Below are 16,024 nucleotides of genomic sequence, written 5' to 3'. Positions count from 1 at the left end.
GTCTAGAACTCGAACATCAGCGTGGCGGCGAAGACCGTGCTTTGCGTCTTCAGGTTGTCGGGCTTTTTCAGGGGCCAGCCGGCCGACAGGTCGTAGCTGGCGTTGACCGCATTGGCAACCCCGGGCACGGCGATGCGGCCGCGCAGACCCGCGACCGCGCCGACCAGGGTGCGGCTGGTCAGGTACTGCGCCGCCGGGCCGCCGACGCGGCCGGCATCCAGGCCGGTGTAAAGTTGCTGGCCCAGGTTGCCCAGGTTCAGCGACAGGTCATTGCGCAGGGTCCAGCCGTCTTCCGCGGCCAGCGTCATCTGCCCATCGAAGCCGCGCACCGCGTAGCGGTTGCCGATGGTGAAGTAGTCGGCGGGCACGATGGGCGTCTTGGCGTGCTGGATCTGCCAGTTGACCTGGTACGCCATCTGCTGCCCCGCCACCTTGAAGGGCAGATATAGACCTGCATTGGCCGTCAGGATGGTGCTGCGGCCGTTCCAGTCGGGATCGCCGTAGACGTAGCCGGGCTGATCGGAAAATTGCGGCAGCGTGCCGCGCACGCCGCCGCCAACGTCCAGCACCATCTGGTCGATGTAATGACGATGGCCATAGCTGAATTCGTAGCCGACCACGTCGCGCCGCTGCACCTCGATGTCGATGTCGTTGAGGGTGCTGCTCGCGCGCTTGCGCAGGAACTTCAGCATGGCGGTGCCCTTGTAGCTGGCGCCGCGGTAGGGCACCACCGACACGCCCGCCTCAACCTGCTTGCTGGTGCCGCCGTAGACGATGGGTTCATCGAAGCCGGCCACGGTCTGGCGGTAGCGCGACTTGCTGGCGCCGGCGAACAGGGTCCAGTAGCCGAACGGGATGCTGTAGTTGACGGAGGCGGCGCGCGAGCCGGCGTCGCTGTTGCGCAGGTCGGCGTTGCTGTTCCAGGAGACCGACAACTGGTCATACAGGAACAGCGGCGAATCCAGCGTGAGTCCGGCGTTGACCTGGTTCTTGCCGGTGGACTCCATGCCGGCGTTGTCCCCGCCCACATAGGCGTGCCAGCGCTTGCCGGTGCCGGGCTTGATGATGATGTCGGAGTCGCCCAGTTCAGGGCCGGGCGCGACGTCGATCGACGCGTCCGCCTGGCCGCGCAGGCGACGGATGTTCTCCAGCGCCTGGTCCAGATCGCGCTGGTTGACCTCGCCGCCCGGCCAGGTCGGCAAGGCGGTGCGCCACCAGCCGGGCGCGCCGTCGCTCTTGACCCCGGAGATACGGCCGGGCACGTAGCGCAGGGTCAGGGTGCCGCTGGCCAGCGATTGCTCCGGCACCAGCACTCGCGCGGTGATCTGGCCGCGGTCGATCAGGCGCGCCATGAGGTGTTCCTGGAGGACGCGCAGGCCCTGGCCGCCGATGCATTGCCCAAGCGTGGTCTCGGCGGCGCGGCGTAAAGCGGTCGGCGGACCGGCGCCATCCCACACCACCTGGGCGATCGTGAAGCAGGGTGATTCCGCGGGGAAGACGAGCGGCCCCTCGCCGGGGACGACGGGCGGCGCCGACAGCACGTCCGGCCTTTCGGCGGCGCGGGCGCGCTGCGCGTCAAGCTCCTGCTCCTGGCGGCGTTGAATCTCGCTGGCGCGCGTGGCGGCCTCCACGGGGAGGGATTGCGCGACCAAGGGGGGCAGGAAGGCGATGGACGAAACGAACAACGCCAGGCAGGGAAGCCACCTCTGCCGGAGGCGGCCTCGCGATACGATGGTATGCACTTGTTTCTTATTGAAAATGCTAATTTCTTTCCATAACGGAAGATTTCACAGCTAATTAAGCGCATATTTCAATTTATGCCGCCTTTTTCCCCGATTTTCTCGCTTGAATAGAAAATACAAAATTTGGCGACAGCGCCCGAATGGCAACATTTGATTACGTTCATGCCTGCCGCCCGGGGGTGTGCTCCTTGAGATGAAGCGGCTTTGAAAATGCGAAGGCGGCATGACTTCCGACCCGCCGCGACCTCGCCGGCGCTGTGCAAAAATCACGGCCATGCCGACCGATAACCGACTGATTCCCAATGCCCTCGCCGCCCAGACGGCACAATTGCCTGCCTCTTGGCAGGCCGCCCTGCGCGCCCCGCGCGTCGCCGAAGCCCTGCAGGCCGTGACCGCCCATGTCGAGCGGCGCCTGGCCGAAGGCGCGGTGGTATATCCCGCTACGCCGCTGCGCGCCCTGCAGGGCCTGGAACCATCGGATGTGCGGGTGGTGATCCTGGGCCAGGATCCGTATCACGGCCCGGGCCAGGCGCAGGGCCTGGCGTTTTCCGTGCCGGACGACTGCAAGCGTCCGCCCAGCCTGCGCAACATCTTCAATGAGATCGCCCAGGAATACCCGGGCACGCCGCTGCCGGCCGGCAACGATCTGAGTCCCTGGGCCGAGCAGGGCGTGCTGCTGCTGAACACCGCGCTGACGGTCGAGGATGGACAGCCCGCCTCCCACGCCAAGCGCGGCTGGGAAACGGTGACGGATGCATTGATTGCATTGGTGGCGCAAGACCCGTCGCCCAAGGTGTTCATGCTGTGGGGCGCCCATGCCCAGGCCAAGCAGGCGTTGCTTCCGCACGACAGTGGCCACCTGGTACTGATGGCGAACCATCCCTCGCCGCTATCGGCCCGGCGTCCGCCCGTGCCGTTCCTGGGCTGCGGCCACTTCCTGGCGACCAACCGCTGGCTGGTCGACCAAGGGAAAAACCCTATTGATTGGAAGCTGGACAAAAAAATAATTCCCGTGCAAGGCGAATTCGGGTTATGATCGCCGCACTGCACCAAACGAGTTCGGCATTTACCGCCTTGATTTAGCGGAAATTTCAGCAGTCTGCCGGGCAACCAAGCCCAGCCCATGCCGAACATCATCGATTCCTGACCTCCTTTCCTTTCGCCCTGCGTTCCAAGCAGCATTACGGGAACGCGCCACGCGCACGGTTGATTCGGTCGGCACGATGCTCCATCAACCGTCGCCTGGATCCGGCCGCCTAATCCCCTGGCCCGACCAAGCACTGCGTCGCATTTGATCGCGGCAAGGGAAAGTTATGTCTTTCGAAAACCTGGGCCTCGCGCCCGCCCTGTTGTCGGCCCTGCAAGAAGCTGGCTTCACCACCCCCACCACCGTGCAAGCCTCGGCCATTCCGCAGGCGCTGGCCGGCCACGACCTGATGGTGTCGTCGCAGACCGGTAGCGGCAAGACCGCCGCCTTCATGCTGCCGGCGCTGCACCGCATCGCCCAGATGCCCGCCAACAAGGGCGTCGGCGTGCAGGTGCTGGTGCTGGCGCCGACGCGCGAACTGGCCCTGCAGGTTACCGAAGCCACCGCCACCTACGGCCGCAAGCTGGCTGACCTGCGCACCGCCACCGTCGTCGGCGGCATGCCCTACGGCGCCCAATTGAAGGCGCTGTCGCGCCGCGTCGACGTGCTGGTGGCCACGCCTGGCCGCCTGATCGACCACCTGAATTCGGGCCGCGTCAAACTCAATACCGTGCACACGCTGGTGCTGGACGAAGCCGATCGCATGCTGGACATGGGCTTCATCGAGGATATCGAGACCATCATCAGCCGCCTGCCGGCCGAGCGCCAGACGCTGTTGTTCTCGGCCACGCTGGACGGCACCGTGGCCAAGCTGGCCGCCCGCATGATGCGCGATCCGCAGCGCATCGAAGTCGCCGGCGCCAAGGAAAAGCACACCAACATCACGCAAAGCCTGCTGTACGCGGACGACGCCAGCCACAAGATGCAGTTGCTGGACCACGTCCTGCGCGACGCTTCGCTGGACCAGGCCATCGTCTTTACGTCGACCAAGCGCGGCGCCGACGATCTGGCCGACCACCTGGCCGACCAGGGCTTTGCCGCCGCCGCCCTGCACGGCGACATGAACCAGCGCCAACGCACCCGCACGCTGTCGCAACTGCAACGCGGCCAGCTGCGCATCCTGGTCGCCACCGACGTGGCCGCCCGCGGCATCGACGTGCAAGGCATCAGCCACGCCGTCAACTTCGACCTGCCGATGCAGGCCGAAGACTACGTGCACCGTATCGGCCGTACCGGCCGCGCCGGCCGCAACGGCCTGGCGTTCACGCTGGCCACGCACTCCGAGCGCCACAAAGTGCGCCGCATCGAGCACTACATCGGCCAGTCCATCACGCCCGAAGTGATCGCCGGCCTGGAACCCAAGCGCACCCCGCGTCCCTCGACCGGCGGCGCGCCGCGCGGCGGCAAGCCGTTTGGCAAGCGTCCGGGCGGCTTCGGCGGCGGCTACCAGGGTCACCGTGAAGGCGGTTCGCGCGAAGGCCGTTCGTTCGGCGGCCCGCGTGGCGAATTCAAGCCGCGCGAAGGCGGTTACCAGGGCGCCCGCGAAGGCGGCGGCTACCAAGGCAACCGCCCGTTCGGCGACCGCCCGGCCCGTTCGTTCGGCGATCGTCCCAGCTTCGGTGATCGTCCCCAGCGCGAAGGCGGCTACCAGGGCAATCGTCCCTTTGGCGACCGCCCCCCGCGTGAAGGCGGCTTCCGTGGCGGCGATCGTGATTCGCGCCCGAGCTTCAGCGACCGCCCCAGCTTCGGCGATCGCCCGCAGCGCGATCCGCGTCCGTTCAACGAGCGCGGCCCGCGTGAAGGCGGCTTCCGTGGCGGCGACCGCGATTCGCGCCCGAGCTTCAGCGATCGCCCCAGCTTCGGCGACCGTCCGCAGCGCGAAGGCGGCTTCCGCGGCGGCGACCGCTCGGAAGGCGGTTTCCGTGACCGTCCCAGCTTCGACAAGCGCCCCGGCGGCCCCGCCAAGCGCTTCAACAAGCCGGCCGGCGCCCGCCGCGGCTAAGCCCTGATCGGCACCCAGCAAACCCCGCGCCTGTCGCGGGGTTTGTTTTTTGGGAAAATGCCCTCTTCGACGCTTCTTTTTCCGCCATGCAACGCCCCGCCCCTGCCAACCTGCCCCCGCTGCCTCCCGCCGCCCAGGCCCATAGCGAAGCCGCCGCCGCGCACCTGCGCGCCGCGATCGGCGCCGCGTCCGGCTGGCTGCCGTTCGATCATTGGATGGCCGAGGCGCTGTATGCGCCAGGACTGGGTTATTACGCGGCCGGCAACGTCAAGCTGGCCGAAGCCGATGCGAGCGCACCCGCGGGCGATTTCGTCACCGCGCCGCAACTGACTCCGCTGTTCGCCCGCACCCTGGCACGCCAGGTGGCCCAGGTGCTGCGGCAGACCGATACCCAGGCGGTGCTGGAGTTCGGCGCCGGCACCGGCGCGCTGGCCGAAGGCGTGCTGCGCGAACTGGATGCGCTGGGGCTGCAGGACACGCAGTACCTGATCCTCGAAGTATCGGCCGACCTGCGCGCGCGCCAGGCCGAGCGGCTGGCGCCGTTCGGCGAGCGGGTGCGCTGGCTGGATGCCCTGCCCGACCGTTTCCGCGGCTGCGTGCTGGCCAACGAAGTGCTGGACGCCATGCCGGTGTCGCTGTTCCGCTGGGGCGACGACGGCACGGTGCTGGAACGCGGCGTGGCGTGGGACGCCACGCAGGGTTTCGTCTGGGAAGATAGGCCAGCCCCGCCGCGCCTGGCCGAGGCGGTCGCGGCGCGCATGCCGGCGCTGCCTGGCTATGTGTCGGAGATCAACCCGCAGGCCGAAGCGTGGATCGACGCCATGGGCCGCTGGCTGGAACAGGGTGCGGCGCTGCTGATCGACTACGGCTTTCCGCAGGGCGAGTACTACCACCCGCAACGCGCCGGCGGCACGCTGATGTGCCATCTGCGCCACCACGCGCATGGCGACCCGTTCACCGCGCCGGGGCTGCAGGACATCACGGCGCACGTCGACTTCACCGCCATGGCGGACGCCGCGCAGGCGGCCGGCCTGCAGGTGCTGGGCTATACGTCACAGGCGCGCTTCCTGATGAACGCCGGCTTGATGGAACTGCTGGCGCAACTGGACCCGACCGACGTGCGCGCTTACGCGCAGGCGGTGGCGCCGGTGCAGAAGCTGCTGTCGGAAGCCGAGATGGGCGAACTCTTCAAGGTGCTGGCCGTGGGCCGCGGCATCGCGCAGCCGCTGATCGGCTTTGCGCGCGGCGACCGCCTCGGCAAGCTGTAGCAGTCGGCGTCAGGCGGCGCGCAGCCGCTGCAGGCGCGCCTCGCGCACGCTCTGCTTGATGCGCGCCGGATCGCCGGCGCAGGCGCGGGCGATGGCGCCGGCATCCACGCCCCGCACCGCTTCGGCGCGTTCGCGCCAGGCGCCGATAGCCACCGGCCGCAGCACCGCCACCGTTTCCAACAGATCGAAAAAGCGCTCGGGCTTGCGCAGCGCGTCGACGCGCTCCATCAGCGCGAGCTGCGCGTCGGCTTCGTCGGCGCCGGGCGCCTGCGTGGTGTCCAAGCCCGTCAACATCTCGGGCAGGAGCCGTGCGTAGTCGTTGCATTCGGTGGGCACGCGCAGGCGCCGGCCCAGCGCTTCCCGCTCGGGTGACAGGCGGCACAGCAAGGCATAGCGGCCCGGCAGCGACAGGTTGCGCGCGGCCGCGCGATCGACGTCACCGCCGGTCTCCTCGGAGCCCTGCAACTCGGGCATGACGCGCTCCAGCGCGCCGGACTGCCGCAGCACGTCGAACATGCGCGACGGCGCGGCGGCCATCAAGCCACGCGATACTTCTTTCCAGACGCGCTCGGCCACCAGGGCGTCGGCCTCGCCGGCCTCGACCATGCGGCGGCACAGCGCCAGGGTTTCGGGCGCGACGCTGAAGTCGGCAAAGCGCGCGGCGAAGCGCGCCAGGCGCAGGATGCGCACCGGATCTTCCTCGAAGGCCTCGCCCACGTGGCGGAACACGCGCGCGCGCACGTCGGCCGCGCCGCCGAGCGGATCGACCAGTTCGCCGTCCTGCTTCTGCGCGATGGCGTTGACGGTCAGATCGCGGCGGCGCAGGTCCTCTTCGAGCGTGACGTCGGCGCCGGTGTAGAAGGTGAAGCCCTTGTAGCCGCGGCCCGATTTGCGCTCGGTGCGCGCCAGGGCGTATTCCTCTTTGGTGACCGGGTGCAGGAACACCGGGAAATCGCCGCCCACCGGAATGAAGCCGCGCCGCGCCATGTCCTCGGGCGTGGCGCCGACCACCACCCAGTCGTGATCGCCGGGCGTCAGGCCGAGCAGCGCGTCGCGCACTGCCCCGCCCACGATGTAGACCTGCAGGCCCTGCGTCGCCACATCCTCCGTCATGGCAGGGTGGTGCTTTCCGCGCCCAGCGGGACCACGTTGCCCAGCCGCTCTTTCAGCGACTGCGGCTGGCCGCTGAACATGGCGGCGTAGTAGACCGAGTTGGACATCACGTTCTTGACGTAGGTGCGCGTCTCGTTGAACGGAATGGTCTCGGCGAAGATCGCGCCTTCGACGGGATGGTTGAAGGTGGAACGCCAGTTGTGCGGACGGCGAGGTCCGGCGTTGTAGCCGGCGCTGGCCAGCATCTGCGAGCCGTTCAGGTCGCGCAGCACCATGTTCAGGTAGTTGGTGCCCAGCTCGGTGTTGGTGTCGAAGTCGTTGACGCTGTCGGGCGTGAAGTTGCTCATGCCGATCTTGCCCGCCACCCACTTGGCGGTGGCCGGCATCAACTGCATCAGGCCGGAGGCGCCGACGTGCGAGCGCGCGTCCATGATGAAGCGCGATTCCTGGCGGATCAGGCCGTAGACCCAGGCGGGGTCGAGCGCGATGGCGTTGGCCTTGGCCGTGACACGGCCTTCGAACGGCGCGATGAAGCGCTGGCTGAAGTCGAATTCCTTCTCGGTGCGGTCGGATGTGTTGACCACGCGATCGTAGATGTTCTCGGCGCGCGCCAGTTCGGCGGCGGCGAGCAGTTGGCGGTCGGTCATGCCGCGCAGCGCGAAGTTCCATTCGGGCACGGCCTCCTGGCGCCAGCCCAGGCGGAACAGCTGTACCGCGCGGCGCAGGCCCGGGTTGGCACGGGCCTCGGCGATCTCGCTGTCCGTGATGGGCGCCGGACGCGGAGGCACGGTGATGCGGCGGCCCAGTTCCTCGGCGGCCAACTGGCCGTAGAAGTCGAAGCGATCGGCGATGGAGGCGTAGGCCGCGTTGGCCTGGTCGCGCCGGCCGGTGGCGGCCATGCCGCGCGCCTTCCAGTAGATCCAGGACGGATCCTGCTGTTGCGCGGCAGGCATCTGGTCGATGGACTCGATGACCCACTTCCAGTCGATCTTCGGTTGACGCAGCGCCGCCCGCACCTTCCAGCCGGCGTTGTATTCCGTCATGCGGATATGGCCGGCCTCGTGGTACCAGTCGTCGGCGCGGCTGTCCAGGTTGAGCGCGGCCACCAGCGCATACTGGCCACGGATCCAGGCCAGGTTCGACTTGGCCATGGACTTGGCCCACTCGCGCCGCAGGTAGGAATCGGCCACGTTGATATCGGAGCGGGCCAGCCGCGCCAGCGCGATGGTGACCAGCTCTTTCTCGTTGCGGCCCACCGGCAGGCGGTCTTGCCGCGTCAGCCAGCGCATCGGGTCCTTGATGAGGAGATCGTAGGTCTTCTGGTCGCGCGGCTCGAACATGTACTGCACGAACTTGCGCGCGTCGGCGGTCTTGTTGGCCTCGATGGCGTCGCGCAACTGCGGTTCGAGCTGATCCCAGCCCAGAACGTTGTCCGCGACCAGCTGGTCGTACAGCGACCAGCAGGCGCCGCCTGGCGCGAACACCGCCACGGCCTGCGCGGCCGTGGCGCGCTGGCCGGTCATGTGCTTGGCGTTGAGGATGGCGCACTCGACCTGGGCGTTGCTGTTCTTGACCGGCGCCAGCTTGCGCACGGTTTCGAAGTCGCCGCTGCGCGCGGCGGCGAGCAGCCAGTCGGCGCGCAGCCGATCAGCCAGGTAGGCGTCGCCATTGCCGCTGATGAACTTCTGCAGTTCGGCGTTGGGCCGTCCGCCCGGCGGCGGCGTCCACAGCTGATAGCGCAACAGCCAGTATTCCGGATACATGCCCAGCGGGTCGGACTTGGCCTGCGGCACCAGGGCGCCCAGGATTGACCACTGCTTGCGATTCATGGCCTCGCGCGCGGCCACCACGGCGGCCAGGGCCGGCGTTTCGGCGGTGGGCGGCAATCCCGCCAGCACGGCCGGCGGCACGGCGATGGCCGGTTGCGGCGCCTGCGCGGCGGGTTGGGGCTGGGGACTGACGGACGCGGTGCGTTGCTGGGCGTCGACGGGCGCGCAGGCGGCCGTGAACAGCGCCAGCAATGGCAACCAGCGACGCAAACCGGCGCGGGTGTCGACCGCGCGCAGGGATTTCCCACCGGTTTTCTGATACCGTCCGGATTGCGGGGCCCGGACCGCGCCCATGGCGTTGCGCGCGGGCTTCATGCGTGGACCCGGGCGGCGGCTTGCGGGTCCGCGCAGTGATAGGCGCAGAGACAGGCGCGGCGATGCGCGCCGTCGTGGGCGCGATGGCCAGCTTGGCGACTGGCTGCGTGATGATCCGCGCGCGGGTGCGCGCTGTTGCACGTGTTATCACTGACCCGCATTGTCGCCTTCATTTTCCACCCCTGTTACAGCTACCGCATGACTACGCAAAATACTCCAGAGGATACCGCAAGCCAGCTACGCACGCGATTGCGGAAACTGCGTGCCGAACTGCCCGAAGACCAACGCAGCCGCGGCGGCCTGCTGATGCGCGCGCGGCTGTTCACCTGGCTTAACGTGGCCCGCGACGAAGCGGTGCGGGCCGGTCGGCGGGCGCCCGCGGTGGTGGCCGCCTTCTGGCCGATGGAAGACGAGCCTGACCTGCGGCCGCTGCTGGAGCAATGGACCGAAAATGGTGTCACCGTGGCGCTGCCGGTGGTGCGCGAGCGCCACGCGCCGCTGGCCTTCCTGCCGTGGACGCCGGACGCCGAACTGCGCGCCGGCCCCTACGGCATCCAGGAACCGGTCCAAGGGGCCGAGGTGCTGCCCGATGTGCTGTTGGTCCCGACCCTGGGGTACACCGAATCCGCCGACCGCCTCGGCTATGGCGGCGGCTACTACGACCGTACCCTGGCGGCGCTGCGCGACCGTGGCCACGCCTTCACCACGATCGGCGTGGCCTGGAGCTGCGGCGAACTGGAACCCGGTTATGAACCGGCCGCGCACGACTTCCGCCTGGACGCCGTCATCACGCCCGATGGCTGGGTGCCGCACGCGCCGCAGGAACAGCCTGGCCAGGGCGGCGGCGCCACGCTGCACCGCTACACGCTGCGCTGACGCACCAGTTTCGCCCCGGGGCTTGCACCATGACGGTGCAAGCCCTATGATCTGCCCCTGATATTCTCGATTGCCGCCTGGCGCGGCATTGCCGGCGGGCACGCCTTCCGCCGCGCTGCGCGGCCCGCTGCCTTGGCCCGTCCGCGGGACGCCGCCGCGCTCCCGCGCAGCCACGCTTCGCATCATTTCCCCACGCCATCCGCCCCCCGGGGACCCGCCGCCCCACCCGCGCCACCGCTGTCTCGGTGCATCCGGAGGCTAGCCATCCGCCGCCGACCAGAGGATATTTACCTCCAGGCGGTATCCCGACCGCGCCAGCGCAAGCTGGCACACGGGTTGCTTATTCATTCAGACCGGCCACGCAAGGGCCGGCCAACGGCCGCGCCCTAGCGGGCCGTCAGCATCTGCAACGGAGGAGCCATGAAGGACAGACCATCCCGTCCCGCCGCCTATGACGAAATGCGCGACAGCGCCGGCGGCATACGCTCCCACTACCAGGCCTTCGAGCGCTGGCACCAGGAGCAATCGGCGGAAGCCATGGCGGCGCGCCGCCTGGAGGCCGACCTGAGTTTCCGGCGGGTCGGCATCACTTTTTCAGTGGCCGGCGACGCGGCCGGCACCGAACGCCTGATCCCGTTCGACATGATCCCGCGCATCATCCCCGCCGACGAATGGCGTCGCCTGGAGGCCGGCCTGAAGCAGCGCGTGCGGGCGCTGAACATGTTCATCCACGACATCTACCATGGCCATGAGATCGTGCGCGCCGGCGTGGTGCCGGCCGAGCAGGTGTTCCTGAACGCCCAGTACCGCCCCGAGATGCAGGACGTGGACGTGGCCGAGGACATCTACTGCCACATCGCCGGGGTCGACATCGTGCGCGCCGGCGCCGGCGAGTTCTACGTGCTGGAGGACAACCTGCGGGTGCCGTCCGGCGTCTCGTACATGCTGGAGAACCGCAAGATGTCGATGCGGCTGATGCCCGACGCGTTCAGCCGCATCAAGGTCGAGCCGGTGGCGCACTACCCCGACCTGCTGCTGGACAACCTGCGCGAAGTGGCGCCGCATGGCGGCGATGATCCCACGGTGGTGGTGCTGACCCCGGGCATGTACAACTCGGCCTATTTCGAGCATGCCTTCCTGGCGCAGCAGATGGGCGTGGAACTGGTGGAGGGCCAGGATCTTTTTGTCGAGCAGAACACGGTCTACATGCGCACCACGCAGGGGCCGCGCAAGGTGGACGTGATCTACCGCCGGCTGGACGACGACTTTCTCGATCCGCTGTCGTTCCGCGCCGACTCGGCGCTCGGCGTGCCCGGCCTGTTGTCGGTGTATCGCGCCGGCCGCGTGACGCTGGCCAATGCCATCGGCACCGGCATCGCCGACGACAAGTCCACCTACCTCTACGTGCCTGACATGATCCGCTTTTATCTGAGCGAGGAGCCGATCCTGTCGAACGTGCCGACCTGGCGCTGCGGCCGTCCCGACGAGCTGTCGCACGTGCTGGCCAACATGCACGAACTGGTGGTCAAGGAAGTGCACGGCGCCGGCGGCTACGGCATGCTGGTGGGACCATCCGCGACCCACGCCGAGGTCGAGTCGTTCAAGGATCGGGTGCGCGCCAATCCCGCCAATTACATCGCGCAGCCCACGCTGGCCCTGTCCACGGTGCCGACCTACGTTGAATCCGGCGTGGCGCCGCGCCACGTCGACCTGCGCCCCTACGTGCTGTGCGGCAAGGACATCCGCACCGTGCCCGGCGGGCTGTGCCGCGTGGCGCTGACCGAAGGCTCGCTGGTGGTCAACAGCAGCCAGGGCGGCGGCACCAAGGACACCTGGGTTCTGGAGGAATAACGATGCTGAGCCGAACCGCCGACAACCTGTTCTGGATGTGCCGCTACACCGAGCGCGCCGAGAACACCGCCCGCATGCTGGACGTGAACCTGCAGATGTCGCTGCTGCCGCAGGACGCGCAGACCCGCGAAGGCTCGTGGAACGCCGTGCTGCGCATCTCCGAGCTGCAACGGCTGTACCACGCCAAGCACGCCGCGGTGTCACCGCAGGACGTACTGCAGTACATGGTGCGCGATGCCGAGAACCCCTCGTCCATCTACAGCTGCATGCGCGCCGCGCGCGAGAACGCCCGCGCCGTGCGCGGCAGCCTCACCACCGAAGTCTGGGAGACCTACAACACCACCTGGCTTGAACTGCTCAAGCACCTGCACACCGGGTTGCTGGAACGCAACCCGGGCGAGTTCTTCGAGTGGGTCAAGTTCCGCTCGCACCTGGCGCGCGGCGTCACCATCGGCACCATGCTGGAGGACGAGGCGCTGTACTTCCTGCGCATCGGCATGCACCTTGAACGCGCCGACAACACCGCGCGGATGCTGGACGTGAAGTTCCACGAGCGCGACGGCAACGGCACGCCGCAACAACAGCAGGACGGCCGCGGCGAGGGCCATGCTTCGGGCGCCCTGCAAAGCGAGTTCTACCGCTGGTCGGCGCTGCTCAGCTCGGTGTCCGGGCTGGAGATCTATCGCAAGGTGTACCGCGATGTGATTACGCCGGACCGCGTGGCCGAGCTGCTGATGCTGCATCCCGACATGCCGCGCTCGCTGCTGGCGGCCATGCGGGCGGTATCCGAGGATCTGGCCCGTGTGTCCAACCAGCGCTCGACCGAAACCCAGCGACGCGCCGGCATGCTGTGCGCCGAACTGCAATTCGGCCGCGTCGAGGACATTCTGCGCAGCGGCCTGCACCAGTACCTGGAGCACTTCCTGGACCGCATCAACGACCTGGGCAACCGGATCAGCCAGGACTTCCTGGTGCCGTTGTCGGCATGACAAGGAGACAGGCATGAAACAGATCATCACGCACGTCACGCACTACCGCTATACCGCGCCCGTCACCTACAGCATCCAGACGCTGCGGCTTACGCCGCGCGACGACGAGCACCAGCGCGTGCTGCGCTGGCACATCGAGGCGCCCGGCGTGCTCGAACAGCAGGTGGACGCCTACGGCAACATCACCCACACGCTGACGCTGAACCGGCCCCACACGGAAATCGAACTGCGCGTGGTCGGCCAGGTGTTGGTCGACCCGCTGGCGCAAGGCGCGCTGGGCGGCGAGGACAGCCGCCTGCCGGTGCACGCCTATTGCGTGCAGACGCCGCTGACGCAGGCCGACGACACCATCCTCGCCTTCGCCCACGCCGTGCTGCCTGACGGCCTGAACACGCCCGCCGACGTGCTGACACTGGCCACCGCGATCCACGACCGGGTCGCCTACGAGCCCGGCACCACCGACGTCACCACCGCCGCCGGCCAGGTGCTGGAGCTGGGCCATGGCGTCTGCCAGGACCACGCCCACCTGTTCCTGGCCTGCGTGCGCGGCCTGGGCGTGCCGGCCCGCTACGTCAGCGGCTATCTGTACACCACCAACGAACACGCGGCCAGCCACGCCTGGGCCGATGTCTGGCTGGCGGGCACCGGCTGGACCAGCGTGGACGTCACCAACCGCCAATTCGCGTCCGATTGCCACTGCCGCCTGGCGGTGGGGCGCGATTATGATTCCGCCTCACCCGTGCGCGGCGTGCGCACCGGCGGCGGCGAGGAGTCCATGGAAGTCTCGGTGCAGGTGCAGACGGCATTGCAGCAGTAACCCCGCCCGGCCACGCCGCAATACAATGCGGTGTGGTTTTTTCCCTTTTTCGATCATGACCTACTGCGTAGCCGCCCGCCTCGACGCCGGCCTGGTATTCCTGTCCGACTCCCGCACCAATGCCGGGGTCGACCAGATCAGTGTCTTCCGCAAGATGACCGTTTTCGAGCGCCCCGGCGAGCGCATGATGGTGCTGATGACCTCGGGAAACCTGGCCGTCAGCCAGGCCGTGCTGAACGCACTGGCGCGCCAGCATGACGAGGGTGGCGAAACCGTCTGGAACGCGCCCGACATGTTCGAGGCCACCCGCCGGGTCGGCGCGGCGGTGCGCGCGGTGTACCACCGCGAGGCCGCGGCCTTGCACGAGCAGGGCGTGGATTTCAACGTCAGCCTGATCTTCGGCGGCCAGATCGGCGCCGAACGCTGCCGGCTGTTCCAGGTGTATTCGGCCGGCAACTTCATCGAGGCCGGCTCCGAATGCCCGTACTTCCAGATCGGCGAGGCCAAGTACGGCAAGCCTATCCTGGACCGCGTGCTGCGCCCCGATACCTCGCTGGACGAAGCCGCCAAGTGCGCGCTGATCTCGATGGACTCGACGCTGCGCTCGAACATCTCGGTCGGCTTGCCGCTGGACCTGCTGGTCTATGACGCCGACGCGCTGCGCGTCACGCACTTCGCCAGCATCGACGAGCACAACGAATATTTCCGCATGATCCGCGGCACCTGGGGCGAACGCCTGCGCCAGGTGTTCGCCGAGATCCCGGATCCGCTCTGGACCCGTCCGGAAGACCCGGGTTCGCTGGTGCCCGCCAGCCGGGAGCACCAGCCGCTGCGGGCCGAACCGGTGGACGTGCCACAGGTCGTCTATCCCGCGCCGCAAGTGCTGGCGGAGGACCCGGGCAAGGATCAGCCGAACTAGGGCTCGGACCTGTCCCACCGTACAAACCCGGCTTTCCGCTTCCCTAAACCCGGCTTGTAAAACCACAAATTCTCATCTCGCGGCTGGCGCGCCACACTGGCGCCAGCCCGCCATGCTTCGTCTTGCGGGTCGCCATAACACCATAAGGACGAGACATGACCCCGAATTTCCCGCGCGCCCTGCGGCGCCTGGCCGCGCCCCTGCTGGCGCTGGGCTGCCTGGCAGGCGGCCCGGCCACGGCCCAGGACAACTATCCCAACCACGCCATATCGCTGGTCGTACCGTTCGCGGCGGGCGGCCCCACCGACGTCGTGGCCCGCAGCCTGGGAGCCGCCATGTCCAAGACCCTCGGCCAGAGCATCATCGTCGAGAACCGGCCCGGGGCGGGCGGCACGCTGGCGGCCACGCACGTGGCGCGCGCCGCGCCCGACGGGTATACCTTCCTGATCCACCACAACGGCATGGCGACTGCCCCGGCGCTGTACCGCAAGCTTCCGTTCAATCCGCTGACCGACTTCGCCTATGTCGGCCAGGTGGCCGACGTGCCCATGACGCTGCTGGGCCGCAAGGATCTGCCGCCCGCCGACATGGTGGAATTCATCAAGTACGCGCGCGCCAACGGCAACAAGATCAACCTGGCCAACGCCGGCCTGGGGGCGGTGTCGCAGCTATGCGGCATGCTGTTGCAGGAAGCGCTGGGCACGCAGTTCACCACGATCCCGTATGCCGGCACCGCCCCCGCGCTGACGGCGCTGCTGGGCGGCCAGGTGGATGTGCTGTGCGACCAGACCACGCAGACCATTCCGCACATCAAGGCGCAGCGGGTCAAGCTGTACGGCGTGACCACGCTGGATCGCATCAAGACGCTGCCCGATGCGTCGACCCTGCAGGAAAGCGGGCTGAAGGGCTTCGAGGTCAAGGTCTGGCACGGCGTGTACGCGCCCAAGGGCACCCCGCCGGAAGTGGTGGCGAAGTTCAATGCATCCCTGCGCGCGGCGCTCCAGGACCCTGCCTTCACGCAGAAGATGGCCGAGCTGGGCGCGGAAATCGTGCCCGAGGCCAAGCAGACGCCGGCCGGCCTGCAGAGCTGGCTACAGTCGGAAGTGGACAAGTGGGGGCCGATCATCCGCAAGGCGGGCGTATACGCCGACTGAAGCGTCATGCGGGCCGTTGAGGCGCGTTTGCCGTCGCCCCCAGCCGGCCCGTCGCTGCCACG

General features: G+C 68.2%; 12 protein-coding genes. 9 read left to right on the top strand and 3 right to left on the bottom strand.

Going from position 1 to position 16,024, the window contains the following annotated elements; translation table 11 throughout:
* Positions 1–2 precede the first annotated feature (2 nt).
* Positions 3–1,742 (bottom strand): ShlB/FhaC/HecB family hemolysin secretion/activation protein, encoded by a 1,740-nt coding sequence (locus HV742_RS05595; protein WP_175144656.1) that lies wholly within the window; start codon positions 1,740–1,742, stop codon positions 3–5.
* A gap of 274 nt (positions 1,743–2,016) precedes the next feature.
* Here HV742_RS05595 and HV742_RS05590 point away from each other — a divergent pair, with 274 nt between their 5' ends.
* The 3 genes from HV742_RS05590 to HV742_RS05580 all read left to right on the top strand — a co-directional run bounded on the left by HV742_RS05590 (position 2,017) and on the right by HV742_RS05580 (position 6,099).
* Positions 2,017–2,778, top strand: a complete 762-nt coding sequence (locus HV742_RS05590; RefSeq protein ID WP_175144655.1) for a uracil-DNA glycosylase — start codon at positions 2,017–2,019, stop codon at positions 2,776–2,778.
* A 277-nt stretch (positions 2,779–3,055) separates the two neighbouring features.
* A complete protein-coding gene (locus tag HV742_RS05585; protein WP_059272810.1) occupies positions 3,056–4,831 on the top strand; it encodes a DEAD/DEAH box helicase in 1,776 nt (591 codons plus the stop codon).
* Between the two features lie 86 nt (positions 4,832–4,917).
* Complete coding sequence (locus tag HV742_RS05580; protein WP_175144654.1) at positions 4,918–6,099, top strand: class I SAM-dependent methyltransferase; 1,182 nt, start codon at positions 4,918–4,920, stop codon at positions 6,097–6,099.
* 9 nt (positions 6,100–6,108) lie between these two features.
* Here HV742_RS05580 and HV742_RS05575 read toward each other — a convergent pair whose 3' ends face one another.
* Positions 6,109–7,212 (bottom strand): tRNA nucleotidyltransferase/poly(A) polymerase-related protein, encoded by a 1,104-nt coding sequence (locus tag HV742_RS05575; RefSeq protein ID WP_175144653.1) that lies wholly within the window; start codon positions 7,210–7,212, stop codon positions 6,109–6,111.
* On the bottom strand, positions 7,209–9,356 hold the full coding sequence (locus tag HV742_RS05570) for a lytic transglycosylase domain-containing protein (RefSeq protein ID WP_254600976.1): 2,148 nt from the start codon (positions 9,354–9,356) through the stop codon (positions 7,209–7,211). Before HV742_RS05570 ends, HV742_RS05575 begins: the two co-directional genes overlap by 4 nt.
* 198 nt (positions 9,357–9,554) lie before the next feature.
* Here HV742_RS05570 and HV742_RS05565 point away from each other — a divergent pair, with 198 nt between their 5' ends.
* From HV742_RS05565 to HV742_RS05540, 6 genes are all read left to right on the top strand, one after another.
* The gene (locus tag HV742_RS05565) at positions 9,555–10,232 is read left to right on the top strand and encodes a 5-formyltetrahydrofolate cyclo-ligase (RefSeq protein WP_175144652.1); all 678 of its coding nucleotides are present in this window, start codon (positions 9,555–9,557) and stop codon (positions 10,230–10,232) included.
* A 420-nt stretch (positions 10,233–10,652) separates the two neighbouring features.
* On the top strand, positions 10,653–12,083 hold the full coding sequence (locus HV742_RS05560; RefSeq protein WP_054418474.1) for a circularly permuted type 2 ATP-grasp protein: 1,431 nt from the start codon (positions 10,653–10,655) through the stop codon (positions 12,081–12,083).
* Positions 12,084–12,085: 2 nt separating this feature from the next.
* A complete protein-coding gene (locus HV742_RS05555) occupies positions 12,086–13,072 on the top strand; it encodes an alpha-E domain-containing protein (RefSeq protein ID WP_175144651.1) in 987 nt (328 codons plus the stop codon).
* Between the two features lie 13 nt (positions 13,073–13,085).
* On the top strand, positions 13,086–13,889 hold the full coding sequence (locus HV742_RS05550) for a transglutaminase family protein (RefSeq protein ID WP_175144650.1): 804 nt from the start codon (positions 13,086–13,088) through the stop codon (positions 13,887–13,889).
* Between the two features lie 55 nt (positions 13,890–13,944).
* Entirely contained in the window at positions 13,945–14,808 is an 864-nt protein-coding gene (locus HV742_RS05545; RefSeq protein WP_054418480.1) for a proteasome-type protease, read from the top strand.
* Positions 14,809–14,963: 155 nt separating this feature from the next.
* On the top strand, positions 14,964–15,962 hold the full coding sequence (locus HV742_RS05540) for a tripartite tricarboxylate transporter substrate-binding protein (RefSeq protein ID WP_049077023.1): 999 nt from the start codon (positions 14,964–14,966) through the stop codon (positions 15,960–15,962).
* Positions 15,963–16,024 lie beyond the last annotated feature (62 nt).

The organism is Achromobacter ruhlandii (assembly GCF_902859695.1).
GTDB classification, from domain to species: domain Bacteria; phylum Pseudomonadota; class Gammaproteobacteria; order Burkholderiales; family Burkholderiaceae_B; genus Achromobacter; species Achromobacter ruhlandii.
This window is presented reverse-complemented; position numbering and strand designations above follow the sequence as displayed.